The organism is Shinella sp. AETb1-6 (assembly GCF_009826875.1).
In the GTDB taxonomy this organism is placed as follows: Bacteria; Pseudomonadota; Alphaproteobacteria; order Rhizobiales; family Rhizobiaceae; genus Shinella; species Shinella sumterensis.
In genome coordinates this window covers 263,994-288,718 of the sequence record NZ_WUMM01000004.1, presented here as the reverse complement: position 1 = coordinate 288,718, position 24,725 = coordinate 263,994, and the positions used below count along the sequence as shown (strand labels likewise).

Here is a 24,725-nt window from a genome sequence, read left to right as displayed (position 1 = left end):
GGGGGAGAAGGGGAAGCAGAGGTCGGGGCGACAATCTCCACATCACGCCGCCCCCGCCCTGTGAACGCTGTGTCAATCACCGCGCGAATTGCCGTTTTCGCGCGCGCGGGCTACGGCTGGAGCAGAGGCAAGGACATGAGGTGACGCGATGCTCGTCAATGGCAAGTGGACGGAAGACTGGCAGCCGGTTCAGGCGACGGACGCCAAGGGCGGTTTCGTGCGGCAGGTTTCGAGCTTCCGCAACTGGGTGACGCCCGACGGCAGCGCCGGGCCGACGGGCGAAGGCGGATTTCCCGCCGAAAAGGGCCGTTACCAGCTTTACGTCGCCTATATCTGCCCCTGGGCCTCGCGCACGCTGATCGCGCGCAAGCTGAAGAAGCTCGACGACGTGATCTCCGTCTCCGTCGTGCAGCCGGCGCTCTCCGACCAGGGCTGGCAATTCGGCGACTATCCGGGCTCCAACCGCGACGACCTGAACGGCGCGACCTACATGCACGAGCTCTATACCCGCGCCGCGCCCACCTTCACCGGCCGCGCGACCGTGCCCGTGCTGTGGGACAAGGACAGGAAGACCATCGTCAACAACGAGTCCGCCGATATCGTGCGCATGCTCAACAGCGGCTTCGGCCCGCTTGCCGATGAAAGCGTCGACCTCTATCCCGAGCCGCTGCGCGCCGAAATCGATGCCCTCAACGAGCGCATCTATCCCGCGCTCAACAACGGCGTCTACCGCGCCGGCTTCGCCACGACCCAGGTCGCCTATGAGGAAGCCTATCAGGGCGTCTTCGCCATGCTGGATGAGCTCGAAACCCGCATGTCCGACGGCCGCGCCTTCCTGACCGGCGAGGCCTTCACGGAGGCCGATATCCGCCTCTTCGTGACACTCATCCGCTTCGACGCGGCCTATTTCGGCCTGTTCAAGTGCAACCGCCAGCGCCTGGCCGACTATGCGGCGCTCTCAGCCTATACGAAGCGCGTGCTCGACCTGCCGGGCGTGCGCGACACCGTCAATATCGACCACATCAAGCAGGGCTACTACTCGATCAAGTCGCTCAACCCCAACCGCATCGTGCCGCTCGGGCCGGATCTGTCAGCGCTGGGGCTGTAGTATGGAGATATCAATATGGGTCATATCTGCTTTGGGATTGGCAGCGACGCTTCCGGAATCGCTAAGAGTCTACCGCAAATACGGGTTGTTGCTTGCCGGCGTGATTTGGCTTCTCATGGGGGTAGCGTTCTGGCTCTATGCCTGGACAATAGTCAACGGCTTTAGCAAGACACTGCCGGTTAATCTTGTTGTCCTGTACTTACTGCTCGTCATTACGGCGCCCGCGACATTGGCAATATTTATTGGGCGCAGATACAACGTTTCTGTTGGCGTCTTCCTCGGCGGTATACTGGTGCCTCTCACATATTTCATTTACGCCATGACAGCCTACGGCCTCAACTAGCGGGTATCTTCCCGCGCATCGATCATCGCCATCAGCGTCTCCAGCCGGTCGGCATCGGCGGGCAGCTTGTCCTGCCTGAGCCGGGCGATGCGGGGGAAGCGCATGGCGACGCCGGATTTGTGGCGGTTCGAGCGGTTGATGCCTTCGAAGGCCACTTCCAGCACGAAGCCGTGGGCGGGTTCGGCACGCACGGCGCGCACGGGGCCGAAGCGCTCGGTCGTGTTGTTGCGCACGAAGCGGTCGAGCACTTCGAGTTCGGCATCGGTGAAGCCGAAATAGGCTTTTCCGACCGGCACCAGCACATCGCCGTCAGGACCTTCCGTCCAGACGCCGAAGGTGAAATCCGAATAGTAGCTCGAGCGTTTGCCATGGCCGCGCTGCGCATACATCATGACGGCATCTATGTTGAACGGATCGCGCTTCCACTTGAACCACGGGCCCTTCATGCGGCCGGCCTGGTAGGGGCTGTCGAGGCGCTTGATCATCACGCCCTCGATGACCGGATCGGGCGGATCGCGGCGGATGGCCTCCAGTTCCTCCCACGTCGCGAAGGGCACGAGCGGCGAGAGGTCGAAGCGGTCGTGCGGGGTCTTGTCGATGAGGCCGGCCAGTCGCTTCCGGCGTTCGGTGAAGGCGGCCGGGCGCACATCCACCTCGCCTTCGAACAGAACGTCATAGGCGCGCACGAAGGCGGGATAGTCCTCCAGCATCTTCGTGTTGACCGTCTTGCGGTTCAGCCGCTGCTGGAGATCGGAGAAAGTACGCGTGGGGCTGTTCATGCGCGCCGTGCCGCCGACCAACAGCTCGCCGTCCACCACGCCCTCGAAATTCATGGCGTCGAGCACATCCGGGAAGGCGGCGGAGATATCGTCGCCGGAGCGGGAATAGAGCCGCCGCGTCGCGCCTGATGACGACATCTGCACGCGGATGCCGTCCCATTTCCATTCGGCGGCGAAATCGGCGGGGTCGAGATTGACGAGATCGCCGTCCCCCACCGGATTGGCCAGCATGACGGAATGGAAGATCGCCGGCGTGGCCAGAACCGGGCGCTCCGCCCTGCCCTCCAGCCAGGCGAACAGCGGCTCGTAGGGCGGCTCCAGCCCGTGCCACAGCGTCTCGATCTCGGTCACGTCCATGCCGGAGAATTCGGCGAGCGCCTGCTTGGCGAGACGCGCCGAGACGCCGATGCGCAGGGCACCGGTGGCGAGCTTCAGGAAGGCGAAGCGGCCTGAGGGATCGAGCCGGTCGAGCAGATCGCGCACCGCGCCGCGCACCTCCGTGCGGCCGAGCGCGTTCATGCGGGTGACGACGGCGCTCAGGCTCGGCTCGGCCTCATCGGGCACACGCTCCTTGCGCTCCTGGTCCCAGACCAGCGCGATGGTCTCGGCAAGATCGCCGACATAGTCGTAGGAATAGCGAAACAGCACCGCGTCCATGCGTTCGAGCACCAGTTCGCGCAGCAGCGCCGGCTTGACGCTCTTCAGGTCGAGCGTGCCGGCGATGGCGGCAAGGCCATAGCCGCGATCAGGGTCCGGCGTATCGCGGAAGTAGTCCGCCAGCAGCTTCAGCTTGCCGTTGCGCGACGGGGTGAGGACAAGGCGGTCGAGAAGGGTGGAGAAGGCTTTCATGGGCGCAACTCCACGATGAACCCGCCCCGCGAGACCTTTTTTTCGAAACCGTCGTCTATCGCCCGAGCCTGCGCTTCTTGCCCCTTCTCCCCCACGGGGAGAAGGTCGCGGCAGCGGGATGAGGGGGTTGCACTGACGGTGAGGGTCGCGCAGGCCCCCTCATCCGACCCTTCGGGCCACCTTCTCCCCACCGGGGAGAAGGGAAAGGCCGCACCGCGCCTTCGGGAAAGGCCTCCCACCATCAATCCCCCTCGTCCTCATAGCCCACCAGATGCAGCGGCCGTGCCGGCAGGCCGGCGAGTTCGCACCAGCGCACCAGCGCCTCCTCGCGGCCGTGGGTGACCCATACTTCCTGCGGCGCGAGTTCACGGATCGTCTCGGTCAGTTCCGGCCAGTCGCAATGGTCGGAGATGACGAGCGGCAACTCGACGCCGCCCTGTTTGGCACGCTGGCGCACCATCATCCAGCCGGAGGCGAAGGCGATGAGCGGTTCGTTGAAGCGGCGCGCCCATCGGTCGGCGAAGGCCGAGGGCGGTCCGACGATGACGGCGCCGCGGAAATCCGTCTTGTCGCCCTTCTCGACGGTCGCCGGGCGCAGGTCGCCGAGTTCGATGCCGCGGCTGACATAGTAATCGCAGAGCCTGGCGAGCGATCCGTGGATATAGATTGGGGCATCGTAGCCGCAGTCGCGCAAGAGGCGGATGACGCGTTGCGACTTGCCGAGCGAATAGGCGCCGACGAGATGGCTGCGCTCGGGAAACTGCCGGAGCGAGGTGATGAGCTTTCCCATCTCCGCCTTCGGATCTGGATGGTGGAAGACCGGCAGCCCGAAGGTCGCCTCGGTGATGAAGATATCGCAGGGCACCGGCTCATAGGCCGCGCAGGTGGGGTCGACCCCGCGCTTGTAATCACCCGACGCGACGATGCGCAGGCCGTCCTTCTCCACGGCGATCTGGGCCGAGCCGAGCACATGGCCGGCCGGATGGAAGGAGACGGTGACGCCGTTGACCCCGATGCGCTCGCCGAAGGCGGCGGACTGGCGGGTGCCGCAGAAATCCACGCCGTAGCGGATTTCCATGATGTCGAGCGTTTCCTGCGTGGCGAGCACGGCGCCGTGGCCGGCACGGGCATGGTCCGAATGGCCATGGGTGACCAGCGCGCGCGCCACCGGCCGGACGGGGTCGATATAGAAATCGCCGGCGGGGCAATAGAGGCCGGCGGGGGCCGGGCGGAGGAGCTGATCGGGCTTCATGCCAGGTAACGTTGGCGCCGCCACGGCAATGTCAAGGGGCGACCGCCGCGATGCCGGCCCGCATCAGCACTCCGACAGGCAGAGAAGGGCCTGGAGGGCCATCGCATCGATGGGGCGGCTGATGTGATAACCCTGGATCTCGTCGCAGCCGGCCTCGCGCAGGAAATCCAGCTGCTCGCGCGTTTCCACGCCCTCGGCGATGACGCGCAGCTGCAGCAAGTGCCCGAGCGAGATGACGGCCGTGGCGATGGCGGCATCGTCGCTGTCGCCGGGCAGGTCCTGCACGAAGGAACGGTCGATCTTGAGACGGCCCACGGGAAAGCGCTTGAGCGAGCTGAGGCTGGAATAACCCGTGCCGAAATCGTCGATGGCCAGGTGAACGCCGAGCTGCTCCAGCCGGTGCATGGTCTCCACCGCCTGCTGCACATCCTCCATGATGAGGCTCTCGGTCAGCTCCAGCTCCAGGTAGCGTGCCTCCAGACCGCTTTCCTCAAGGGCTGCCGCGACGCGCTCGACCCAGTCGCGTTCCTGAAACTGGCGAGCGGAGACGTTGACGCTGACGACGATGGGCGGCAGGCCGGACAGCTGCCAGGCCTTGTTCTGCCGGCAGGCGGTGCGCAGCGTCCAGTCGCCGATCGGGCCGATGAGGCCGGTTTCCTCGGCAAGCGGAATGAACTCGCCCGGCGAGACGATGCCACGTTCGGGATGGCGCCAGCGGATCAGCGCCTCGACGGCGAAGATGCGGCCGGTCACGAGGTCCATCTGCGGCTGGTACTGGAGGAAGAATTCGGTCTGGGCGAGCGCGCGGCGCAGCTCCTCCTGCCGCTCCAGCTTCTCGTGGGCGCGGTCGGCAAGCTCGAAGGTGAAGACCTGCACCGCGTCGCGGCCGATCTCCTTGGCGCGGTACATGGCCATGTCGGCGCGCGCCAGCAGCTCGCTGACATTGCGGCCGTGTTCGGGGTAGACGGCGACACCCATGCTGCATGTCACCTGGAACGACCGGCCGTCGATCTCGACGGGCTCGGCCACGGCCTCACGCACGGAGCGCAGCCGGTCCTCGACCGCCTCGCCACGGCGCATCGCCCCGCTGATGAGGATGACGAACTCGTCGCCGCCCAGGCGCACGATGCTGTCGCTTGCGCGGATACAGCCCTGCATGCGCGCCGCCACGATCTTCAAGAGTTCATCACCCGCGTGGTGGCCGAGGCTGTCATTGACCAGCTTGAAGTTGTCGAGGTCGATGAAGGCGAGCGTCATGGAGCCGCCGCGATCGTCGGCCGCCTCGATGGCGGAGGCCACGCGCTCGTCCAGCATGCTGCGGTTCGGAAGGCCGGTCAGCGTGTCGTGATGCGCCATGTACTGGATGCTGTCTTCGGCTTCCTTGCGCTCGATGGCGATGCCGGCGATGTGGGTCGCCATGCCGACGAGTTTCGTGCATTCGGCCGACGGCTCGCCGGTTTCGCGGCTATAGAGCGCGAAGGTGCCGAGCACCCTGCCCTGATAGGAGCGGATGGGCCAGGACCAGCAGGCGCGGGAAGCGATGCCCAGCGCGAGGTGCCTGAAATCGGCCCAGAGGGGATCGGTCTCGATATCGGCGACGATGACCGGTTCGCCACGCCACATGGCGGTTCCGCACGAGCCCACGGTCGGGCCGATCTCCAGCCCTTCGATCAGCCTGCAATAGCCGGCATCGAGATTGGGCGCGGCCCCGTTGACGATATGCCGGCCATCCGGCGACAGCCGCAGGATCGATCCGATCACGTCGGGCACATGCGCCTCGATCAGGAGGATAAGGGCGGAGAAGACATCGGTCAGCGGTTCGCCGAGCGCGATCATCTTGAGAAGATCCGCCTGTCCGCGATGCAGGCTTTCCGCCAGCTTGCGCTCGGTAATGTCGCGCGCCGTGCCGACGATGCCGATCACCTCGCCGTTGCCGTTGCGCACCGGCAGCTTGGAGGAGAGCATCCATTTCAGGTTGCCGGCGGCATCGCGGATCTGGTCCTCCATGTCGAGCATGGGCCGGCCGGTGCGGATGATCTCCTGCTCGGTGTTGAAGAAATGACGGGCCGTGGCCTCGGGGTGGAGTTCGAAATCGGAGAGGCCCACCAGGCTCTCGCGCCCGTTGTCGGCGGTGATCGCGCGGTTGGCGACGACGAAGCGACAGGACAGGTCCTTGAAATAGAGGTAGTCCGGCACCTCGTCGATCATGGCTTCGAGCCAGATGGTGCGCTCGCTCTGCGCCGCAGCCAGCGGAAACAACCGGGCCGCCTCGGCCATCAGGCGTTCGCTGGCCGACATCAGCCGGGCCGTCGCGTCGGCTTCATCGTTGCCAAGGTGAGACAGTTGCGTCGACATGAACCCTTGCATTCCCGAACGCGAGGATGCGCATTGTCGCCGCCTCCTCTCACACAACCGGGAAATCGTACACCTCGACTCGTTATCCAATCCTGAACGAAACCGGCGAAATACCGCGCATCCGGCGCATTTCGGGAAGCATGACAACCCACGCTGGCGGAAAAGCCGCCTGTGCCGTTTCGACACAAATCCATCTGGCACGCTTCCTGCAGCACGTCGGCAAAGGAGCTGTGATGGTTACCAGAAGGTCATTTCTGTCGGGTCTTGCGCTGGGAGCGGCCGGCGCCGCGACGGGCGCCCGCGCGCAGACGCAGCGCGTCCCGGTCCTGGATGTCGACCTGAGGGGCAGCATCGACGCGGCCGCGCATGGCATTCGCCCCGGCGCGGGCGACCGCAAGAGCAAGGCCTTCGCCAAGCTGCTGAAGGAGGCGGCGGCGAAGAACATGCCGGTGTTCCTGCCGCCCGGCGACTATGTGATCTCCAATCTGACCCTGCCCGACAACACGCGGCTGACCGGCGTACCCGGCGCCACCCGCATCGTCTATGGCGGCGACGGCCACCTCTTCGCCGCCGATGGCGCCACCCGCATCGAGCTTGCCAATCTCGTCATCGACGGGGCGAACCGCTGGCTAGACGACACCGTGCAGGGTCTGCTCAACGTCTCCGCCGTCGCTGATGTCACCATCGAGAACTGCGAAATCCAGGGCTCGGCCAAGAGCGCGATCTACATGGAGCGCTCGGGCGGGCGCATCGAACGCAGCCGCATTTCCGGCGCGGCCGACCATGCGATCCATGCGGTCGAAAGCCAGACGCTTTCGGTCACCGGCAACCACGTCTTCGACTGCGGCAATGGCGGCATCCTCATCCACCGCTGGCAGGCCGGCCGCGACGGCAGCATCGTCTCGGGCAACCGCATCGCCCGCATTTCCGCCACGCGCGGCGGCACCGGCCAATATGGCAACGGCATCAATATCTTCCGCGCCGACGACGTGATGATCACCAACAACCATGTCTCCGGTTGCGCCTTCTCGGCAATCCGCGCCAATGCGGGCTCGAACGTGCAGATATCGGGCAATACCTGCCTCGATAGCGGCGAGACGGCGATCTATTCGGAATTCGGCTTCACCGGCGCCATCGTCAACGGCAACCTGATCGACGGCGCGGCCAACGGCATCCTCATCGTCAATTTCAACGAGGGCGGGCGGCTTGCCACCGTCACCGGAAATGTCGTGCGCAACCTGAAGCTCGACGGGCCCTATATCCACGACGGCGCGGGCTTCGGCTTCGGCATCGCGGTGGAGGCCGATACGGTCCTGTCCGGAAACACCGTGGAAAACGCACCGAAATGGGGGCTGGCGCTCGGCTGGGGGCCCTATATGCGCGGCCTCGTCGTGAACGGAAACCTCGTGCGCAACAGCCCGATCGGCTGCGCCGTGAGCGTGGTGGAGGGCGCGGGCTCGGCGCTGATCTCCGGCAACATCTTCGAGGAAACCCGAACCGCCGCCATCGCCGGCTTCCGCTGGAACGAGCGCACGACGGACGACCTTGCGACGGCGTCAGAAAGCTATCCGCACCTGACGATCGAACGGAACAGGACGGGCTGAGCCCGTTTCGGTTGCGTCTCTTTTTCTGCCCGAACAAAGAGACGCATGGGACGAGGGGGTAGCGTCCGGGCCGCCCCCTCGTCCGCCTTCATCGCGCGGCTCAGCCGCCGTGGTTGTGCCCCTCGCCCGCACCCGAACCGGGCTTGGCGGCCTCCACCTTGAAGTCGACGTCGACCGCGCCGGCCTTCTCGAAATTCAACGTCGCCTTGAAGCTCTCGCCCTCCTTGAAGGGGCGCTTGATGCTCATGAACATCACATGCAGGCCGCCGGACTTGAGCGCGACGGTGGCGCCGGCCGGGATCTCGATGCCATCGGTCAGCTGGCGCATCTTCATCACGTCGTTCTCGACGGCCATTTCGTGCATCTGCACGTCATCCGACACCTCGGGCGCGGTGATGGAGACGAGGCGGTCGGCCTCGCTGCCATTGTTGGTGACGGTCAGGAAGCCGCCGCCGACAGGCTGGCCGGGCAGCGTGGCCTTGGATGCCGGGTGATGGATTTCCAGGTTGCCGAGCTTGTAATCATGGGCGAAGGCGACGCCTGCCGAAAGGGCGAGGGCGGCGACGGTTGCGAGGATGCGTTTCATGAGCGTGTCCTTTGTCAGTTCAGGATCGGAATGGGGGCCCGCAACGGCGGCCATGGCCGGCAGTCGATACCGTGCGGGTAGAATGGCCCTGTCAGGCCGGTTGCGACGCGCGACGGCGAAGGCCGGCACGCGGGCGGATCATCAGGCGGACAGGAAGGGTGGTGCGCGGGGCGGCGCGCCGGGGCGATCACGCCTGGAATGCAGCGCCTCGGCCACGAGGGGCCGAGCGGCGACGACCCGATAGGCCAGCGCCACGCCGGCAAGATCGGCCGGCTCGGGCATCAGCATGGCGCCGCCGATGCGGCAGGCCTCGCATTTGACGGGGCCGGCATGCTTCGCCTTGCCGTCCACAATGTTGCCGATGCACAGATCGGCCATGCTGCCATCGGGCAGGACATAGTCGGCAAGTTCGAGGACGCTGGGCTTTCCGGCCGTCGCCGGCTGATGGGCGAAGCCGACGAACAGCAGGGCGACTGCGCAGAGAATGCGCAGGCAGACAGCAAAGCGTGTCATGCGTCCCGTCATCGTTCGTCTCCATCCGCGACGGCGGATCCTTCGGCCTTAACCCCGCGCCAGGGCAAGGTCAATGCGACAAAGCGGGCAGCCATCACCACAATTCATGGATCGATCAGGCCCGCACGCTACTCCGGCACCCGCCCCTCGCCTATGGTGCGGCAGGATCGATATCGCCGCATCATCGTTCCAGACGGCGGCGAAGGGAACGCCTCGTTCTCGCGCAAACCAACGTTACCAGGAGGGCCCATGCTGACCATCTACGGCGTCTACCGCTCGCGCGCCTCGCGCAACTACTGGCTCGCCGGCGAACTCGGCCTGCCCTTCGTCTCCGTCCCCGTCATGCAGGCGCGGCGTGTCGCAGAGCCCTATGCGGCGGATGCGCCGCTCAACACCAAGTCGCCGGACTTCCTTTCCGTCAATCCGACCGGTCTCATTCCCTGCATCGACGACGGCGGTTTCGTCATGACGGAATCGCTTGCCATCAATCTCTATCTCGCCCGCAAGCATGGCGGCCCGCTCTCCGGCCGGACCGTGACCGAAGAGGCCGAGATGCTGCAATGGACGATGTGGGCGGCCACCGAAGTGGAGCCGCATGCGGTGAAGATCGTGCTGGCCTTCGATACCGGCATTCAGGACAGCGAGGAAGGCCGCAGCGTCATCGCCAAGGCCTCGGAAGCGCTGGCGCGCGGCTTCAAGAGGCTCGACCAGCATCTTGCCGCGACGGGCCACGTCGTCGGCGACCGCTTCACCGTGGCGGACCTCAACCTTGCGGAGGTCTTCCGCTATGCGATGGGCCAGCCGGCGCTGTTCGACGCCGCGCCGAATGTGAAGGCATGGCTCGCACGCTGCCAGGCGCGGCCGGCCTTCAAGGCGATGATGGAGACGCGGAGCGGCGAGCTGGAATGACGGCGCCGGAAAAGCCGTCCGCATCCTCCGCCATGGCGGCACGCAGCCATTGCTTGAAGACGGTGACCTTGCGCGGCTCCGGCACGCCCGGGGCGGTCACGAAATAGTAGCCCATGCCGGTTTCCACCCGGATGGGGAACGGCGCGACCAGCCGCCCCTCGCGCAGCGCCCATGAGGCGAGGACGGGAAAGGCGAGCAGCACCCCCTGCCCCGCCATGGCGGCATCGAGGCAGAGCGACGCATCGGAAAAGACATGCCGCGCCCGGGGCGGCGGCACGTCGAGGCCCGCGGCCTCCAGCCAGCGCTCCCAGGTGAAGGCCTCGTTGCCATCGACGACTGCCGGTTGCTTTGAAAGGTCCTTCGGCGTCCTGATCTTCTCCGCCAGCGCCGGCGCGCAGACCGGAAACAGCACCTGCGGCAGGAAATAGTCCGTCTTCACATCCGGCCAGCCGCCCGGCCCGACGCGAATGCACAGGTCGACATCGGAACGGGCGAGATCCACCAGCATTGTGGTCGCCTCGATGCGCAGGCTGATATCCGGATGAAGGGCGGCGAAGCGGTCGATCCGGTGGATGAGCCAGCGGGAGGCGAAGATCGGCGCGACGGAAATGGTCAGGATCGCATCGTCGCTGCGCCGCGTGGTGGCGACCGCTTCGGACAACTGGCGAAAGCCCGCCGACAACGTGGCCAGAAACGGCCCGCCGAACGCCGTCTCGCGCAGCCCGCGCGCGGTACGGTCGAAGATCGGGCGGCCCAGCTGCTCCTCTGCCCTGATGACCTGCTGGCTGACGGCGCCGACCGTGACGCCGAGCTCATCGGCTGCCGCCTGAAGCGAACCGAGCCGCCCCACCGCTTCAAGCGCCCGCAGGCCGTTCAGATGCACCTGGTTGAGGTTCTTCATATAGATTTTCTATAATCTTGTCCCGAACTACTCGATTGCAGCTTTGGCGTTCCGGCGCGATTATCAGCCATCATCAATGGTAACGCATCGCGAGGAGAAGGCAATGTTCAAGATTTTCTCCAGGCTGGCGAATATGTTCAGGTCCGATGCCGACGGGTCGGACACGCCTGTCTGGGCGCGAGACCCGCTGTCCCATCCCGATATCAGCGCGATGGACGGCCGCGCCCTGGGCGACCTGCCCTTCGGCCTGTTTCGCGCGCGCGACATGGCGGAGGACTGCGGCAGGCGCTCGGCCTGATACGCGGATATGCAAAGGCCTGCGTCGTTTCCGGCGCAGGCCTTTTGCTTTCAACGATGTGGGCTCAGCCGCCGGCCTGGTCCATGTACATGATCTCCCAGACATTGCCGCTGATATCCTGGAACGAGCAGCCGTACATCGGCCCGAACTCCATGTTCGGCTTCCATTCGCGGCCGCCGGCGGCAAGCGCCTTGGCCTTGAGGTCATCGACCTCCTGTCGGCTGGAGGCCGAAAGGCAGGTCAGGACCTGCGTCTGCTGTTCGGGGTCGCCGACCTTGCCGGTCACGAACTGGGCGAACTTCTCCTCCGTCAGGTGCATGACGTAGATGTTCTCGTCCACGACCATGCAGATGGCCGTGTCGTCGCTGTACTGTTCGTTGAAGGAAAAGCCGAGCGCGCCGAAGAAGCGGCGCGTGGCGGCCAGGTCCTTGACGGGCAGGTTGACGAAGATCATGCGCATGGATGTCCTCCTTGTTGGTTGCGCGGCGGGGCACGGTCACCCCGTCATGCCACAAGGACGTGACGGCGGGCCCATTCCCGACATGCGGCTGCATTAATTTATGCGGCAGCGCAGCCCGGCACGTCCTCCAGTCGGTACCAGACCGGGATGCCGCGCGCCTGCGCGATGCGCACATCGTTATCCGCCCCCTTCGAGGCGCCTGGCAATCGCAGAACACCTTCGCACAGTTCAAGCAGGCGATGGGCTACGGGATAGAAGATCTCTTCGTGCAACGCATCACCGATCGTTTCGCCGCCTGCCGCATGCCAGACGGGCAGCGCCACCCATTCGCCGATCATCGGCACATGTCCCGCCTTGAACAGCGCATAGGACGGCGCCTCCAGCCGCTTCAGGTTCTCCGCCATCTTTTGCGGGTCGTCTCCCGTGCCCGAGCGATAGGGGCCGGCGATCAGGATCAGCATGTCGTACTCCTCACAATAATGCATGAAATATCCGGAATTTTCTGGATACTTCATGCATATTCGTGTAATTTCATGCAGAGTCAAGATGGAGCGCGAACATGCTGACAAGCCAGCGAAGAGCCATGATCGTCGAGAGGCTGAACCGCGACGGCGAGATTATCGCCAAGACGCTTGCCACGGAACTGGACCTCTCGGAGGACACGATCAGGCGGGACCTGCGGGACATGGCGGCGGAAGGCCTGCTGAAGCGGGTGCATGGCGGAGCGCTGCCGCTCTCGCCGCCGCTGCCCGATTTTGCGGCCCGCCAATCGCTTGCGACAGACGAGAAGGCCGCGCTCGGCGCCCGCGCGGCCGCGATGATCGAACCGGGACAGGTGATCTTTCTCGATGGCGGCACGACGACCGCGGCACTCGCCCGCGCCCTGCCCCGCTGTTTCGCCTTCACGGTGGTCACGCACAGCCCGACCATCGCCTGCGAGCTCGAACGCCACCCGAGCGCGGATGTCGTGCTCGTCGGCGGCCGGCTCTACAAACATTCGATGGTGGCAATGGGGGCACAGGCGCTCGAGACCATTCGCGGCCTGAAGGCGGATCTCTATTTCATGGGCGTCACCGCCGCCCATCCGAGCCACGGCCTCACCACCGGCGACATGGAGGAAGCCGCGACGAAGCGCAGCGTCGCGGAAAACGCGGCCGCGACCTTCGTGCTGCTGACCCGGGAAAAACTCGGCCTCGCCTCGCCATGGAAGATCATGCCGCTCGCTGCGGCCAGCGGCCTCATCGTGCCGGCCGGACTGTCTTCTGACGTGCTGGCGCCCTATCGCGATATGGGCGTCGAGGTCATCGAGGCCTGATCAGGCGACCAGCGCGTCCGTCACGCGGATATCGCCGACATGGATGCGGTTCCAGTTCGACATGGAGCGATTGGCCTGCGCCATCAGCGCGGCGTGGATATCGGGCTCCTCGGTGAAGAAGCGGGCGAGCGTGGCGGCGACCATGCTTTCGGCGGCGCGCGTCGTGCCGTCCTCGCATTTGAGCGCGATCGCGACGCCCTGTTCGGGAATGGCGGCGCAGAACACGCCCTCGGCGCCCGTCTTGGCGAAGATGCGGCCGGGCGCGGTTTCCATGAGACGCGTGCAGGCGCGGCCCGTGCCGGCGACGAAGAAGGGTTCGGCCATGCACGCCTCGATCAGCCGGCGCGAGGCCTTGGCGCGTTCGGGCGCAAGGCCCGTGCCCGTCGCCATCTTCGCGAAGCCGTGCGCGAGGCTCTTCAGCGGCACGGCATAGGTGGGGATGGAGCAGCCGTCGACGCCGCAATTGTCGACCGCGAGTGCGGCCCCCGTCAGGCTTTCCATGACGCCGCGGATTTCGGCCTGCACCGGATGCTCGTAGCGCACATAGCCTTCGAGGTCCTTGCCGGTGTGGCAGGCGGCGCAGACGAAGCCGGCATGTTTGCCCGAGCAGTTGTTGTGCAGGGCGCTCGGCCGGTCGAGCAGGCGCGCCTGGTTGATCAGCACGGGCTGCTCGAAGGACCAGTGCGCGCCGCATTCCAGCACGCTTTCATCCACGCCGGCCGCCGCCAGCATCGTGCCGGCAAGGCGCGCATGGGCCGCCTCGCCGTTATGCGAGGAGCAGGCGAGCGCCAGTTCCTGGTTGCCGAAGGCATGGGCATCGGCCGCACCGCTCTCGATGAGCGGCAGCGCCTGCATGGCCTTGCAGGCCGAGCGCGGGAAGACACCGGCCTCGACATCGCCCTGCGAAAACACCACCTTGCCATCGCCGTCGACCACGACGACCATGCCGCGATGGCGGCTTTCGACAAGATTGCCGCGCGTGACTTCGACAAGGACGGGGTTTGCCATGATGATGCCCTCAAATTTCCGGTTTCCGGTGCGGTATTATCCGAAAACACGGTTGCGCACACGCGATTTTCGGAGATGCCCCGCATGAAACTTCTGAGGAACGTCCTGGTCCTGTTCCTGGTCATCTATCTCATGCCGGCGCTCGCCTCGGCAGGCTACTGGTACATCAAGGACCGGCCGCACAGCTGGCGCGAGGCCAACTGGAAGTCCGCCGGCATCCTGCCCGCCGCGAAGGACACGCCGCAGGCGACGATCCACATCTTCTCCGCTGCCACGGGCGGCATGAAGGGTGCAGTCGCCAGCCACGCCTGGATCGTCACCAAGGAGGCGAACGCGGCCGGCTACAACCGCTATGACAAGGTCGGCTGGGGCACGCCCGTGCGCAAGAACGGCTATGCGCCCGATGCCTACTGGTATTCCAACACGCCGCGCGTCGTGGTGTCCGTCAGCGGCGACGAGGCCGCGCGGCTGATCCCGAAGATCGAGAAGGCGATCGCCGACTATCCCTATGCGACGCCCGGCGCCTACCGCATCTGGCCGGGGCCGAACTCCAACACCTTCGTCGCGCATGTGCTGCGCTCCGTGCCGGAACTCGGCGTGGTGCTGCCGCCGGACGCGGTGGGGCGCGACTACCTGCCCGAGGGGAAGTTGTTTGCGCTCGACGCGGACGGCAGGGACGTTCATGCCACGCTCTACGGCCTGCTCGGGGTTTCCGCCGGCCTGCGCAGCGGCCTGGAGCTCCACATCATGGGCCTCGTCGCGGGCGTCGACCTGATGCGCCCGGCCATCAAGATCCCCGCCATCGGCCGTATCGGCATCTGAGCGGTTTTCGTGCCGGAATGGATCAGGAGAGGCTGAAGTTCATAGCGTATTAACGACAAACGCGCGGCGCAATCACGACATTGCTCGCTTCCGGTGCAAAGCGCCGCTATCGTCACCGGCGGGCGGCGATTCTGTCGCTGGAGGAAAAGATGAGCGAAAACAGCCGGCAAGGATGGATCGAGCATGGCGAGATGCCGCTGGAGACGATTCTTCCGCCGTCCCTGCTGCGTGACAGCACGACGACGGGTCTGATCCTCTCCGGGCTGGAGGCCTCCGGCGTGGCCTTCGCGCTGTTTTCGCCGGATGACGAACTGTCCTACGGCTCGACCGCCTTCAAGCTGCTGTTCGACGTGCAGCCCGGCGCGCGCACCTTCGCCGACATCATGCGCCACTGTCATCTGGAGCGGGTCGGCCCGAAAATGGAAGCCCCGATCGAGGACTTTCTGGCCATGGCCCGGCTGAAGCGGCGCAGCAGCCCGCAACGTGTCTTCGAGATCGAGACCAGCGACGAGCGCTGGCTTCAGGCGGACGAGACGCTGCTTCCGGGCGGCTGGCTGTGGCACGTCTTCACGGATATTACGCTGCTGAAATCGCACGAGCAGGTGCTGCAGCGCGCGCACGAGGCGGCGCGGCATGCGGCGGATACGGACCCGCTGACGGGCCTCTTCAACCGCCGCGCGGCGATGGAGCGGCTGGATGCCGCCATGCAGCACGCCTTCCACAACTGCACGGCACTGTCGCTCGCGCTCATCGATCTCGATCATTTCAAATCGATCAACGACCGCTACGGCCATGCGCGCGGCGACGACGTACTGCGCCATTTCGCGGCCACCGGCCGGCAGCACCTGCGCGGCGGCGATATGCTCGCCCGCGTCGGCGGCGAGGAGTTCCTTGTGCTGATGCCCGACACGAGCCTCGGCGAGGCGACGGCCGCGATGGAGCGGCTGCGCCGCCACCTGCCGCGCGAGGAGCCACAGCCCGGCCTCGACTGCACCTATACGATGTCGGCAGGGGTCGCCGAATATTGCGGCAACGCAGCCGACGACCTGTTCGAACGGGCTGACCGGGCGCTCTATCGCGCCAAACATCTCGGCCGCGACCGCATCGAGCGGGCGCAATCGTAACCGTCAGAAGGTCAGCACGATCTTGCCGATGTGATCGCCCTCTTCCATCATCCGGTGCGCGTCCGCAACCTTGTCGAACGGCATGACGGCATGGATGACCGGGGTGACGCGCCCGGCTTCCAGAAGCGGCCAGGCCGTGGCCAGGAGCGCGTCGCGGATCTCCTGCTTTTCCGCCGCCGTGCGCGGCCGCATGGCCGAGCCGGTGACATGCAGGCGGCGCGTCATGATGGGGACGAGGTTGACCTTTTCGGCCACGGCGCCGCCGAGGAAGGCGATCATCGACAGGCGCCCGTCGCGGGCGAGCGACTTCAGGTTCCGCTCGAAATAGGCGGCACCGATCATGTCGAGAACGACGTCGACGCCGGCGTTGCCCGTCTCCTGCGCGATAACCGCGACGAAATCCTCTTCGCGATAGTTGATGGCGCGGCTTGCGCCGAGGCCAAGGCAGGCCTCGCATTTTTCGGCAGATCCGGCCGTCGCGAAGACGCGCGCGCCAAGCGCGGATGCGAGCTGGATCGCCGTCGTGCCGATGCCGCTGGAGCCGCCGTGGATGAGCACGCTCTCGCCCTTCTTCAGCCCGGCCATCATGAAGAGGTTCGCCCAGACGGTGAAGAAGGTCTCCGGCAGCGCCGCGGCCTTCACCGCATCGTAGCCTTTCGGGAACGGCAGGGCCTGGCCGGCGGGCACCACGCAGTATTGCGCGTAGCCGCCGCCATTGGCGAGCGCACAGACCATGTCACCCGGCGCGTAACCCTTCACGTCCCTGCCGACCGCCACGACCTCGCCGGCGATCTCCAGGCCGAGGATGGGGCTTGCATCCGGCGGCGGCGGGTACTCGCCCTTGCGCTGGAGCACGTCCGGCCGGTTGATGCCGGCCGCCGCGACGCGCACGAGGATTTCGCCGTCCTTCGGCTGCGGCACCGGGCCTTCCGTCACGGTCATGGCCTCCGGCCCGCCGAAGCCGTTCAGGCCGACATGGAGCATGGAATTTGGATGGGGCATGGAAACCTCCCGGTCGTTTGCGCTGTCTTCCTTGTTGCAGCGATTCTAGCCGAAAGCGTGAATCCTTTGAATCGCTTGCCCCGGTTTGCGCATGTTTTCGCAGAGCTTCAGGAAGGCAACGAAATCTCAGTGCCGGCCAAAGGCTCGTCGTGGGCGGATGTCGACGCCAGCACGAGCCCTACGGCGCTGGCCTTGGCATCGGCTTTCAGCGTGGCGATCCGGCTGCTGATCTGCCCGGCATCGCTGATGATCTCGCCTTCAGGCACGACGAGCACGACGGCCGAGCAGCGCATGAGCGGGAAACGCGCCGCCTGCCCCGCGCGGTCATGGCCGCGGATTTCGCCGGCGAGCTGGTCTTCCGGCGAGTAACACAGGCGCACCTCGCGGCTGAAATCGGCAAGCAGGCGTTCCAGGATGATGCGCACGTCGGCGACGGGCCGGCCGGAAACGCCGGCGAAGAAATCGTCGCCGCCGACATGGCCGATGAAGGCATCGTCGCCGACGAATTCCCGGCGCAGCAGCGAGGCGAAGAGCGAGAGCGCCATATCGCCCTTGTGGAAGCCGTAGTGATCGTTGAACGGTTTGAAATTGTCGAAGTCGAAGTAGCACAGGCAGCGCAGCTGATCGCCGTCGAGCGCCTTGTCCTGAAGGTAATCGCGGATCGAGCGATTGCCCGGCAGCCCGGTCAGCGGGTTCTGGTCTTCCGCCGTCTTCAGGCGCTTCTCGTTGATGATCTTGATGAGCGACGATGCCGAGAGGATGCCGGCATAGCGCATGCGCTCGGTCAGGATGACGCATTCGTTGCCGCCCATGCCGGTGAACACGTCGAGCAGCTGTTCGGCCGGCGTGTCGAGATCGGCAATCGGCGCCGTCGTGACGAAATGCGAGAGGCCCTTCTGGTAGAGCTTGTTCTTCAGGAGATCGCGGCCGAAGGGATGATAGCTCAGCTCCTTCACATGATATTCGTGCACGATGCCGCGCGGCTCGTCATTGGCGTTCAGCACGGGGAAGAAGGTGCGCTTGGGATCGCGCCGGAAAAACTCGAAGACGGATTCCAGGCTTTCATTCTCGCGCAGCACCGCGACATGCTCGATCTCGCGGCGGATGAGGATGCTGTCGAGCGTGCGGGAGTTGCGGCGGATGCCGCCGGCGCGGTCGACCTGCGGATAGACCGGGCTCAGCGCCGAAAAGTCGGTCACCGGCCGCGAGATGAACCAGCCCTGCACGAGATCGCAGCCGGCGTCGCGGCAGGCGATGAACTCCGCCTCCGTCTCCACGCCTTCCGCGATGACGCGGGTGCCCAGCACATGGGCGGCATTGACGGTGTGGCGCACGAGATGGCGCTTGCGCGCATCGGCCTCCATGCCGGAAATGAAATGCCGGTCGATCTTGAGGTAATCCACCGGGTGATCGCACAGCAGCTTCAGGCCGTTATGGCCCACGCCGAAATCGTCGATGGCGAGCTTGAAGCCGGCAAGGCGCAGCTTGCGCACGAGATCGGCGAAGTCCGGCAGGGTATCGTTGTCGAAGCGTTCGGAGATTTCAAAGCAGATCGACGACGCCGGAATGCCGGCGCGTTGCAGATGGCCGGCAAGGCGGTCGACAAGAACCGAACCTTCGGACACGAGGCGGGAATCGAGATTGACGAACAGCGTGCGTGCGCGGAAATCCGGCAGCGCGGCGAAGGCGGCGATCGCCCGGCTGTTGACCATGTGCTCCAGCGCCATGAGCTGGCCGGCCTCGTGCGCCCGGTCGATGAGATCGAGCGGCGACTGGAAGCCAAGGCGATCGAAGCCGCGCATCAGGGATTCGTAGCCGAAGACCGAGCCGGTCGCGGCCTCGACGATCGGCTGGAATGCCGTTTCGATCACCAGCTTGGCGAGGGTGACGATCTCACCATCGCCAAAGCGACGAAGGGCTAGCAGTTCGGCGGCGGACATGGTGGGCTCCGGGGCTTTGACACTGCGCCGAAGTCTCTCGCCCGATCCCTGAAAAAACCGTTTCCGTAGTGTGACAGTTCGATGAAACTTCAACGACTACAAAGGGTTGAAAAAGAAAAACGTCATATGGGAAAAGCCAGCAGCAAGGCGCCGCCGCCAATCATCACCACCGCGATCCAGTGGGCGGTCGAAAGCTGCTCGCCGAGGAAGAGCACGGCGAAGACGGCGACGAGCACGACGGAGAGCTTGTCGACGGGCGCGACCTGCGCGGCCTTGCCGATCTGCAGCGCGCGGAAATAACAAAGCCAGGATGCACCGGTCGCCAAACCCGAGAGAACGAGGAAGATCCAGCTCTTCAGCGGCACCGTGCCGGGCGCCTGCCAGTTGCCGGCAAGCGTCAGCATCATCGCGATGGCCAGCAGGATGACGACGGTGCGCACGAAGGTGGCGAAGTCCGAATTGACCTCCGATATGCCGATCTTGGCGAAGATCGCCGTCAGTGCCGCAAAGACCGCCGAACCGAGCGCCCAGACCTGCCACGACGTCAGGATCGCCTTCACAATGCACCTCCTGCGAGCATGATGCGCGCCAGCGCGAGCCCGGCGGCGACGGCGAGCAGCGAAAAAATGACCGATGCGCCGACATAAAGTGCCGCAAGACCCGCCTCCCCGCGCTGCCAGAGCAGGGCCGCATCGAGCGAAAAGGCGGAGAAGGTGGTGAAGCCGCCGAGAATGCCCGTGGTCAGGAACAGCCGCGCCTCCTGCGGCAGGTTCACACGCAAGGCGAAGGCACCGGCGATCAGGCCCATCAGCAGGCAGCCGAGCACGTTGATGACGAGCGTGCCGGCCGGAAAGGCCGTGCCGACCAGCCGCGCGGCCAGCACATTCACCCCATGCCGGCCCGCTCCGCCAAGCCCCGCGCCGAGAAAGACGATCAGATAGTTCATGCGTGCTGCCTCATGGTCCGCTGTTTCGACATCCGGACAACAAAAAACCGCCCTCGGGCGGCCGCAAGACATGCGCCTGCCCATGACGGCCGTCATCGGCCGGTCCGGCAGGCGCTATCAGCCGATCGTCGGCGGTTGTCGGGGAACGCCATCCCCATCCCACGCCGGAATTTCTAGGCTTTGCATTCCGGCGTGTCAAACGCCGCCCGCAGCACCGTTCGGTCGGCGGGCGGTCGTCGGGCGCCTATTTGCGCAGCGCGAGGCCGAAGGCGATGAGCGCCCAGCCCTGCATGGCGAGATCGAAGGCGAGGAACAGGCCGAGCAGCCAGAGGCTGTTGACCGGCCAGCCGAGGAAGAACACGATGCCGGCCAGCGCCGTGACGATACCGCCGGCCAGGAGCCAGCCCCAGCCGCTTTCCGGCCGCACGCGAAACGCCGCGAAGATGCGGAAGAGGCCAGCCACCAGCAGCGCCGCCGCCATCAGCAGCGTCAGCACCGCCGATGTCAGGATGGGATTGACGAAGGCGAGCACGCCGGCAGCGAGATAGAGCAGCGCGCTGAGCGCCCAGGCGATCGTCTCGCGCCATGCCTTCACCTGGAACGCATGGGCCAGATGCACCGCGCCGCCGACGATCATCAGCATGCCGACATAATAGACGGAGGCGACGGTGGCGATGAAGAGATTGGCCGCGGCGATGCCGCCGAAGACGAGCAGGACGACGCCGAGGGCGACGAACCAGCCCCATTTCGCGCGCACTTCGGAGAGGGGGTTCATTCCAGGGGAGAGGACCATGATGCACCTCGAAGAATGGATGAGAACGCCCGACCCTAGCACGAAAAACGGTCGCGTCACGACATCTGATTGCGGTGTGAACGGCTCTAACTTTTTTATTGATTGATCGATCAATTAAAAATATTCTTGATGAACGTCAGGAGACCGCGATGCCCAAGATCGGAATGGAGCCGTTACGCCGCAAGGCGCTGGTGGACGCCACGTTGCGGGCCGTCGGCGACCATGGCTCGCTCACCGTCAGCATGTCGGAGATCGCCCGTCATGCCGGCGTGTCGCCGGCACTCGCGCATCACTATTTCGGCTCCAAGGAACAGCTGGTCATCGAGACGATCCGCAGCCTGCTGCGCACGCTGCGCGAGGATGCCGTGGCAGGGCTTCGGCAGGCCGCCACGCCGCGCGACAGGATTTCGGCTGTCATCCGCGTCAATTTCCAGGCGCACCAGTTCGCGCCGGAGACGGTGGCGGCGTGGCTTGCCTTCTACACCGAGGCGCAACGCTCGGAAGAGGTGCGGCGCCTCCTCGTCGTCTATGCGCGGCGGCTGAATTCCAACCTGCTGTCGAGCCTGAAGCGGCTGTGCACACCACAGGAAGCCGCCGCCATCGCCGACGGCGCGGCGGCGATGATCGACGGGCTCTATCTCCGGCAGGGCCTTCGCTCCGCACCCGTCAGCATCGAATCCTCCATTGCGCTGACCGAGAGTTATGTGGACGCGCAGCTCGCCGCCGTCGCAGGCGTTGCGGCCGCCGACGCGGGCAAACGCGCACCCGTCATACAGCCGCGATAGACATTCGAGACCAACGTTTCATTACGCAAGGACCTGTCCGTGACCGCCAAGCCGAATATCCTGATCATCATGGTCGACCAGCTCAACGGGACGCTGTTTCCGGATGGTCCGGCGGACTGGCTGCGTGCGCCGCACATGAAGGCGCTTGCTGCGCGCTCCGCGCGGTTTCGCAACAACTATACCTCCTCGCCGCTCTGCGCCCCTGCCCGCGCCTCCTTCATGGCCGGCCAGCTGCCGAGCCGCACGCAGGTCTATGACAATGCGGCCGAATATATCTCCTCCATCCCGACCTTCGCGCATCACCTGCGCCGCGCCGGCTATTACACGGCGCTGTCGGGCAAGATGCATTTCGTGGGGCCGGACCAGCTGCACGGCTTCGAGGAGCGGCTGACGACGGATATCTATCCGGCCGATTTCGGCTGGACGCCGGACTATCGCAAGCCGGGCGAGCGCATCGACTGGTGGTATCACAATATGGGTTCGGTGACGGGCGCGGGTGTCGCGGAGATCACCAACCAGATGGAATATGACGACGAGGTCGCCTTCCTCGCCAACCAGAAGCTCTACCAGCTCTCGCGCGAAAACGACGACGAGGCGCGGCGTCCCTGGTGCCTCACCGTCTCCTTCACCCATCCGCACGACCCCTATGTGGCGCGCAAGAAATTCTGGGACCTCTACGAGGACTGCGAGCACCTGCTGCCCGACGTCGGCATGCTGGACGAACAGGACCCGCATTCCGCCCGCATCCTGCACTCCTGCGACTATGCCAAGTTCGCCATCACCGGCGAGCATGTGCGCCGTTCGCGCCAGGCCTATTTCGCCAATATCTCCTATCTCGACGAGAAGGTCGGCGAGCTCGTCGACACGCTGACGCGCACGCGCATGCTGGACCGCACCCTGATCCTGTTCTGCTCGGACCATGGCGACATGCTGGGCGAGCGCGGCCTGTGGTTCAAGATGAATTTCTTCGAGGGGTCCGCCCGCGTGCCGCTGATGATATCGGGTCCCGGCGTGGCGCCCGGCCTGCACCTCGCCCCCTCCTCCAATCTCGACGTGACGCCGACGCTCTGCGACCTCGCCGGCATTTCCATGGACGCGGTGATGCCCTGGACGGACGGCGAGAGCCTGCTGCCCGTCATCAACGGCGCGGAGCGCACGACGCCCGTGCTGATGGAATATGCCGCCGAAGCTTCCTATGCGCCCATCGTCGGCATCCGCGAGGGCAAGTGGAAGTACATTCACTGCGAACTCGATCCCGAACAGCTCTACGACCTGGACGCCGATCCGCACGAACTCAACAACCTCGCGACATCGGAAGACAGCGTCGTCAAGGCGACGCTCGATGCCTTCCGCCAGATGCGCGAGGCGCGCTGGGACATGGCCGCCTTCGACGCGGCGGTGCGCGAAAGCCAGGCGCGGCGCTGGGTGGTCTACGAGGCGCTGCGCAACGGCAGCTATTATCCCTGGGATCACCAGCCGCTGCAAAAGGCATCCGAGCGCTACATGCGCAACCACATGAACCTCGACAATCTCGAGGAATCCAAACGTTACCCGCGGGGAGAATGACATGAGAGCCCAACCGAAAGCATCGCACTTCATCGATGGCGAGTATATCGAGGATGCCGCCGGCACGCCCTTCGAGAGCATCTACCCCGCCACCGGCGAGGTGATCGCGAAGCTCCATGCCGCAACGCCCGCCATCGTGGAGAAGGCCATTGCATCCGCCAAGCGGGCGCAGAAGGAATGGGCGGCGATGAGCCCGACGGCGCGCGGCCGCGTCCTCAAGCGCGCCGCCGAAATCATGCGGGAACGCAACCGCGAGCTTTCCGAACTGGAGACGCTCGACACCGGCAAGCCGATCCAGGAAACCATCATCGCCGATCCGACCTCCGGTGCGGACGCCTTCGAATTCTTCGGCGGCATCGCGGCGGCGGGCCTCAACGGCGATTACATCCCGCTCGGCCAGGATTTCGCCTTCACCAAACGCGTGCCGCTCGGCGTGTGCGTGGGCATCGGCGCCTGGAACTATCCCCAGCAGATCGCCTGCTGGAAGGGCGCGCCGGCGCTGGTCTGCGGCAATGCCATGGTCTTCAAGCCCTCGGAGAACACGCCGCTCGGCGCGCTGAAGATCGCGGAAATCCTTGTCGAGGCCGGCCTGCCGAAAGGTCTCTACAACGTCATCCAGGGCGACCGCACGACCGGGCCGCTGCTCGTCAACCACCCTGATGTCGCCAAGGTCTCGCTGACCGGCTCCGTGCCGACGGGCAAGAAGGTGGCGGGCGCTGCGGCTTCCGACCTCAAGCATGTGACGATGGAGCTCGGCGGCAAGTCGCCGCTCATCGTCTTCGACGATGCCGATCTCGAAAGCGCCATCGGGGGCGCGATGCTCGGCAATTTCTATTCGACGGGACAGGTCTGCTCGAACGGCACCCGCGTCTTCGTGCAGAAGGGCATCAAGGACAGGTTCCTCTCCCGCCTGAAGGAGCGCACGGAAAAGATCGTCATCGGCGATCCCCTGGACGAAGCGACCCAGCTCGGCCCGATGGTCTCGAAGGCGCAGCGCGACAAGGTTCTGGACTATATCGAAAAGGGCAAGGCCGAGGGTGCGACGCTCGTCACCGGCGGCGGCATTCCGAACGACGTTTCAGCCGAAGGCACCTATATCCAGCCGACCGTCTTCGCCGACGTCACCGACGACATGACCATCGCACGCGAGGAGATCTTCGGGCCGGTCATGTGCGTGCTCGACTTCGATCACGAGGACGAGGTCATCGAACGCGGCAATGCCACGGAATTCGGCCTGTCCGGCGGCGTCTTCACGTCCGACATCACCCGCGCCCACCGCGTGGTCGACCAGCTGGAGGCCGGCACGCTGTGGATCAACACCTACAACCTCGCCCCCGTGGAAATCCCCTTCGGCGGCTCCAAGCAATCCGGCTTCGGCCGCGAGAACTCGCTCGCCGCGCTGGAACACTATTCGGAGCTGAAGACGGTCTACGTCTCCATGGGCAAGGTCGAGGCGCCGTATTGATC

Annotated in this window: 25 protein-coding genes and 1 riboswitch; of the genes, 11 read left to right on the top strand and 14 right to left on the bottom strand. The window is 65.4% G+C overall.

Annotated elements, in window-relative coordinates:
- Nucleotides 1–148 precede the first annotated feature (148 nt).
- Both GR158_RS09145 and GR158_RS09140 read left to right on the top strand, forming a co-directional pair.
- Nucleotides 149–1,108, top strand: a complete 960-nt coding sequence (locus GR158_RS09145) for a glutathione S-transferase family protein (RefSeq protein ID WP_160870835.1) — start codon at nt 149–151, stop codon at nt 1,106–1,108.
- A 1-nt stretch (nt 1,109) separates the two neighbouring features.
- Complete coding sequence (locus tag GR158_RS09140) at nt 1,110–1,451, top strand: hypothetical protein (RefSeq protein ID WP_160870834.1); 342 nt, start codon at nt 1,110–1,112, stop codon at nt 1,449–1,451.
- Here GR158_RS09140 and GR158_RS09135 read toward each other — a convergent pair.
- From GR158_RS09135 to GR158_RS09125, 3 genes are all read right to left on the bottom strand, one after another.
- Nucleotides 1,448–3,079 (bottom strand): cisplatin damage response ATP-dependent DNA ligase, encoded by a 1,632-nt coding sequence (locus tag GR158_RS09135; RefSeq protein WP_160870833.1) that lies wholly within the window; start codon nt 3,077–3,079, stop codon nt 1,448–1,450. The two genes, GR158_RS09140 and GR158_RS09135, sit on opposite strands and share 4 nt — an antisense overlap.
- Nucleotides 3,080–3,320: 241 nt before the next feature.
- Entirely contained in the window at nt 3,321–4,331 is a 1,011-nt protein-coding gene (locus GR158_RS09130) for a ligase-associated DNA damage response exonuclease (protein ID WP_160870832.1), read from the bottom strand.
- Nucleotides 4,332–4,394: 63 nt separating this feature from the next.
- A complete protein-coding gene (locus GR158_RS09125; protein WP_246665591.1) occupies nt 4,395–6,686 on the bottom strand; it encodes a bifunctional diguanylate cyclase/phosphodiesterase in 2,292 nt (763 codons plus the stop codon).
- A 233-nt stretch (nt 6,687–6,919) separates the two neighbouring features.
- On the opposite strand from GR158_RS09125, the gene GR158_RS09120 reads away from it, so the two are divergent.
- Complete coding sequence (locus GR158_RS09120) at nt 6,920–8,290, top strand: TIGR03808 family TAT-translocated repetitive protein (RefSeq protein WP_160870830.1); 1,371 nt, start codon at nt 6,920–6,922, stop codon at nt 8,288–8,290.
- Nucleotides 8,291–8,390: 100 nt separating this feature from the next.
- On the opposite strand, the gene GR158_RS09115 is transcribed toward GR158_RS09120, so the two are convergent.
- Both GR158_RS09115 and GR158_RS09110 read right to left on the bottom strand, forming a co-directional pair.
- A complete protein-coding gene (locus GR158_RS09115) occupies nt 8,391–8,876 on the bottom strand; it encodes a copper chaperone PCu(A)C (protein ID WP_160870829.1) in 486 nt (161 codons plus the stop codon).
- Nucleotides 8,877–9,017: 141 nt separating this feature from the next.
- Nucleotides 9,018–9,401, bottom strand: coding sequence for a hypothetical protein (locus GR158_RS09110; RefSeq protein ID WP_160870828.1), 384 nt, complete (start codon nt 9,399–9,401; stop codon nt 9,018–9,020).
- Nucleotides 9,402–9,638: 237 nt separating this feature from the next.
- Here GR158_RS09110 and GR158_RS09105 point away from each other — a divergent pair, with 237 nt between their 5' ends.
- On the top strand, nt 9,639–10,298 hold the full coding sequence (locus tag GR158_RS09105) for a glutathione S-transferase family protein (RefSeq protein ID WP_160870827.1): 660 nt from the start codon (nt 9,639–9,641) through the stop codon (nt 10,296–10,298).
- On the opposite strand, the gene GR158_RS09100 is transcribed toward GR158_RS09105, so the two are convergent.
- The gene (locus tag GR158_RS09100) at nt 10,258–11,199 is read right to left on the bottom strand and encodes a LysR substrate-binding domain-containing protein (RefSeq protein ID WP_160870826.1); all 942 of its coding nucleotides are present in this window, start codon (nt 11,197–11,199) and stop codon (nt 10,258–10,260) included. The two genes, GR158_RS09105 and GR158_RS09100, sit on opposite strands and share 41 nt — an antisense overlap.
- Before the next feature lie 103 nt (nt 11,200–11,302).
- Between GR158_RS09100 and GR158_RS09095 the strand changes: the two genes are divergently transcribed.
- Complete coding sequence (locus GR158_RS09095) at nt 11,303–11,497, top strand: hypothetical protein (RefSeq protein ID WP_160870825.1); 195 nt, start codon at nt 11,303–11,305, stop codon at nt 11,495–11,497.
- A gap of 64 nt (nt 11,498–11,561) precedes the next feature.
- Here the strand turns inward: GR158_RS09095 and GR158_RS09090 are convergent, their stop codons facing one another.
- Nucleotides 11,562–11,957 carry a VOC family protein gene (locus GR158_RS09090; RefSeq protein ID WP_160870824.1) on the bottom strand — a complete coding sequence of 132 codons (396 nt, stop codon included), beginning with the start codon at nt 11,955–11,957 and terminating at the stop codon, nt 11,562–11,564.
- Between the two features lie 98 nt (nt 11,958–12,055).
- On the bottom strand, nt 12,056–12,418 hold the full coding sequence (locus GR158_RS09085) for a DUF4406 domain-containing protein (protein WP_134651775.1): 363 nt from the start codon (nt 12,416–12,418) through the stop codon (nt 12,056–12,058).
- Between the two features lie 98 nt (nt 12,419–12,516).
- Here GR158_RS09085 and GR158_RS09080 point away from each other — a divergent pair, with 98 nt between their 5' ends.
- Nucleotides 12,517–13,272 carry a DeoR/GlpR family DNA-binding transcription regulator gene (locus GR158_RS09080; protein ID WP_160870823.1) on the top strand — a complete coding sequence of 252 codons (756 nt, stop codon included), beginning with the start codon at nt 12,517–12,519 and terminating at the stop codon, nt 13,270–13,272.
- On the opposite strand, the gene GR158_RS09075 is transcribed toward GR158_RS09080, so the two are convergent.
- On the bottom strand, nt 13,273–14,280 hold the full coding sequence (locus tag GR158_RS09075; protein WP_160870822.1) for an asparaginase: 1,008 nt from the start codon (nt 14,278–14,280) through the stop codon (nt 13,273–13,275). It abuts the gene before it with no gap.
- Nucleotides 14,281–14,364: 84 nt separating this feature from the next.
- Here GR158_RS09075 and GR158_RS09070 point away from each other — a divergent pair, with 84 nt between their 5' ends.
- Together GR158_RS09070 and GR158_RS09065 are read left to right on the top strand one after the other, a co-directional pair.
- Nucleotides 14,365–15,102 (top strand): DUF3750 domain-containing protein, encoded by a 738-nt coding sequence (locus GR158_RS09070; protein ID WP_160870821.1) that lies wholly within the window; start codon nt 14,365–14,367, stop codon nt 15,100–15,102.
- Between the two features lie 149 nt (nt 15,103–15,251).
- Nucleotides 15,252–16,226: a sensor domain-containing diguanylate cyclase gene (locus GR158_RS09065; protein ID WP_160870820.1), complete on the top strand. Its 975-nt coding sequence runs from the start codon at nt 15,252–15,254 to the stop codon at nt 16,224–16,226.
- 3 nt (nt 16,227–16,229) lie between these two features.
- Here GR158_RS09065 and GR158_RS09060 read toward each other — a convergent pair whose 3' ends face one another.
- The 5 genes from GR158_RS09060 to GR158_RS09040 all read right to left on the bottom strand — a co-directional run bounded on the left by GR158_RS09060 (nt 16,230) and on the right by GR158_RS09040 (nt 20,907).
- Nucleotides 16,230–17,228 carry an NAD(P)H-quinone oxidoreductase gene (locus tag GR158_RS09060; protein ID WP_160870819.1) on the bottom strand — a complete coding sequence of 333 codons (999 nt, stop codon included), beginning with the start codon at nt 17,226–17,228 and terminating at the stop codon, nt 16,230–16,232.
- Nucleotides 17,229–17,335: 107 nt separating this feature from the next.
- Entirely contained in the window at nt 17,336–19,168 is a 1,833-nt protein-coding gene (locus GR158_RS09055; RefSeq protein ID WP_160870818.1) for a bifunctional diguanylate cyclase/phosphodiesterase, read from the bottom strand.
- 122 nt (nt 19,169–19,290) lie between these two features.
- Nucleotides 19,291–19,728, bottom strand: coding sequence for an EamA family transporter (locus tag GR158_RS09050; RefSeq protein WP_134651741.1), 438 nt, complete (start codon nt 19,726–19,728; stop codon nt 19,291–19,293).
- Entirely contained in the window at nt 19,725–20,114 is a 390-nt protein-coding gene (crcB, locus tag GR158_RS09045) for a fluoride efflux transporter CrcB (RefSeq protein WP_134651743.1), read from the bottom strand. Before crcB ends, GR158_RS09050 begins: the two co-directional genes overlap by 4 nt.
- A gap of 101 nt (nt 20,115–20,215) precedes the next feature.
- Nucleotides 20,216–20,279: riboswitch (Fluoride riboswitch) on the bottom strand.
- A 79-nt stretch (nt 20,280–20,358) separates the two neighbouring features.
- The gene (locus GR158_RS09040; protein ID WP_134651746.1) at nt 20,359–20,907 is read right to left on the bottom strand and encodes an HdeD family acid-resistance protein; all 549 of its coding nucleotides are present in this window, start codon (nt 20,905–20,907) and stop codon (nt 20,359–20,361) included.
- A 149-nt stretch (nt 20,908–21,056) separates the two neighbouring features.
- Between GR158_RS09040 and betI the strand changes: the two genes are divergently transcribed.
- From betI to betB, 3 genes are read left to right on the top strand one after another with little or no spacing between them, the layout of a single operon-like run.
- The gene (gene betI, locus GR158_RS09035) at nt 21,057–21,692 is read left to right on the top strand and encodes a transcriptional regulator BetI (RefSeq protein ID WP_160870817.1); all 636 of its coding nucleotides are present in this window, start codon (nt 21,057–21,059) and stop codon (nt 21,690–21,692) included.
- Between the two features lie 39 nt (nt 21,693–21,731).
- The gene (gene betC, locus GR158_RS09030; RefSeq protein WP_160870816.1) at nt 21,732–23,258 is read left to right on the top strand and encodes a choline-sulfatase; all 1,527 of its coding nucleotides are present in this window, start codon (nt 21,732–21,734) and stop codon (nt 23,256–23,258) included.
- Between the two features lies 1 nt (nt 23,259).
- The gene (betB, locus tag GR158_RS09025) at nt 23,260–24,723 is read left to right on the top strand and encodes a betaine-aldehyde dehydrogenase (RefSeq protein ID WP_160870815.1); all 1,464 of its coding nucleotides are present in this window, start codon (nt 23,260–23,262) and stop codon (nt 24,721–24,723) included.
- Nucleotides 24,724–24,725 lie beyond the last annotated feature (2 nt).

Excerpts from the sequence above, each read along its gene's own strand:
- GR158_RS09145 (WP_160870835.1), top strand. The coding sequence starts at position 149 with ATGCTCGTCAATGGCAAGTGGACGGAAGACTGGCAGCCGGTTCAGGCG.
- GR158_RS09140 (WP_160870834.1), top strand. The coding sequence starts at position 1,110 with ATGGAGATATCAATATGGGTCATATCTGCTTTGGGATTGGCAGCGACG.
- GR158_RS09135 (WP_160870833.1), bottom strand. The coding sequence starts at position 3,079 with ATGAAAGCCTTCTCCACCCTTCTCGACCGCCTTGTCCTCACCCCGTCG.
- GR158_RS09130 (WP_160870832.1), bottom strand. The coding sequence starts at position 4,331 with ATGAAGCCCGATCAGCTCCTCCGCCCGGCCCCCGCCGGCCTCTATTGC.
- GR158_RS09125 (WP_246665591.1), bottom strand. The coding sequence starts at position 6,686 with ATGTCGACGCAACTGTCTCACCTTGGCAACGATGAAGCCGACGCGACG.
- GR158_RS09120 (WP_160870830.1), top strand. The coding sequence starts at position 6,920 with ATGGTTACCAGAAGGTCATTTCTGTCGGGTCTTGCGCTGGGAGCGGCC.
- GR158_RS09115 (WP_160870829.1), bottom strand. The coding sequence starts at position 8,876 with ATGAAACGCATCCTCGCAACCGTCGCCGCCCTCGCCCTTTCGGCAGGC.
- GR158_RS09110 (WP_160870828.1), bottom strand. The coding sequence starts at position 9,401 with ATGACGGGACGCATGACACGCTTTGCTGTCTGCCTGCGCATTCTCTGC.
- GR158_RS09105 (WP_160870827.1), top strand. The coding sequence starts at position 9,639 with ATGCTGACCATCTACGGCGTCTACCGCTCGCGCGCCTCGCGCAACTAC.
- GR158_RS09100 (WP_160870826.1), bottom strand. The coding sequence starts at position 11,199 with ATGAAGAACCTCAACCAGGTGCATCTGAACGGCCTGCGGGCGCTTGAA.
- GR158_RS09095 (WP_160870825.1), top strand. The coding sequence starts at position 11,303 with ATGTTCAAGATTTTCTCCAGGCTGGCGAATATGTTCAGGTCCGATGCC.
- GR158_RS09090 (WP_160870824.1), bottom strand. The coding sequence starts at position 11,957 with ATGCGCATGATCTTCGTCAACCTGCCCGTCAAGGACCTGGCCGCCACG.
- GR158_RS09085 (WP_134651775.1), bottom strand. The coding sequence starts at position 12,418 with ATGCTGATCCTGATCGCCGGCCCCTATCGCTCGGGCACGGGAGACGAC.
- GR158_RS09080 (WP_160870823.1), top strand. The coding sequence starts at position 12,517 with ATGCTGACAAGCCAGCGAAGAGCCATGATCGTCGAGAGGCTGAACCGC.
- GR158_RS09075 (WP_160870822.1), bottom strand. The coding sequence starts at position 14,280 with ATGGCAAACCCCGTCCTTGTCGAAGTCACGCGCGGCAATCTTGTCGAA.
- GR158_RS09070 (WP_160870821.1), top strand. The coding sequence starts at position 14,365 with ATGAAACTTCTGAGGAACGTCCTGGTCCTGTTCCTGGTCATCTATCTC.
- GR158_RS09065 (WP_160870820.1), top strand. The coding sequence starts at position 15,252 with ATGAGCGAAAACAGCCGGCAAGGATGGATCGAGCATGGCGAGATGCCG.
- GR158_RS09060 (WP_160870819.1), bottom strand. The coding sequence starts at position 17,228 with ATGCCCCATCCAAATTCCATGCTCCATGTCGGCCTGAACGGCTTCGGC.
- GR158_RS09055 (WP_160870818.1), bottom strand. The coding sequence starts at position 19,168 with ATGTCCGCCGCCGAACTGCTAGCCCTTCGTCGCTTTGGCGATGGTGAG.
- crcB (WP_134651743.1), bottom strand. The coding sequence starts at position 20,114 with ATGAACTATCTGATCGTCTTTCTCGGCGCGGGGCTTGGCGGAGCGGGC.
- GR158_RS09040 (WP_134651746.1), bottom strand. The coding sequence starts at position 20,907 with ATGGTCCTCTCCCCTGGAATGAACCCCCTCTCCGAAGTGCGCGCGAAA.
- betI (WP_160870817.1), top strand. The coding sequence starts at position 21,057 with ATGCCCAAGATCGGAATGGAGCCGTTACGCCGCAAGGCGCTGGTGGAC.
- betB (WP_160870815.1), top strand. The coding sequence starts at position 23,260 with ATGAGAGCCCAACCGAAAGCATCGCACTTCATCGATGGCGAGTATATC.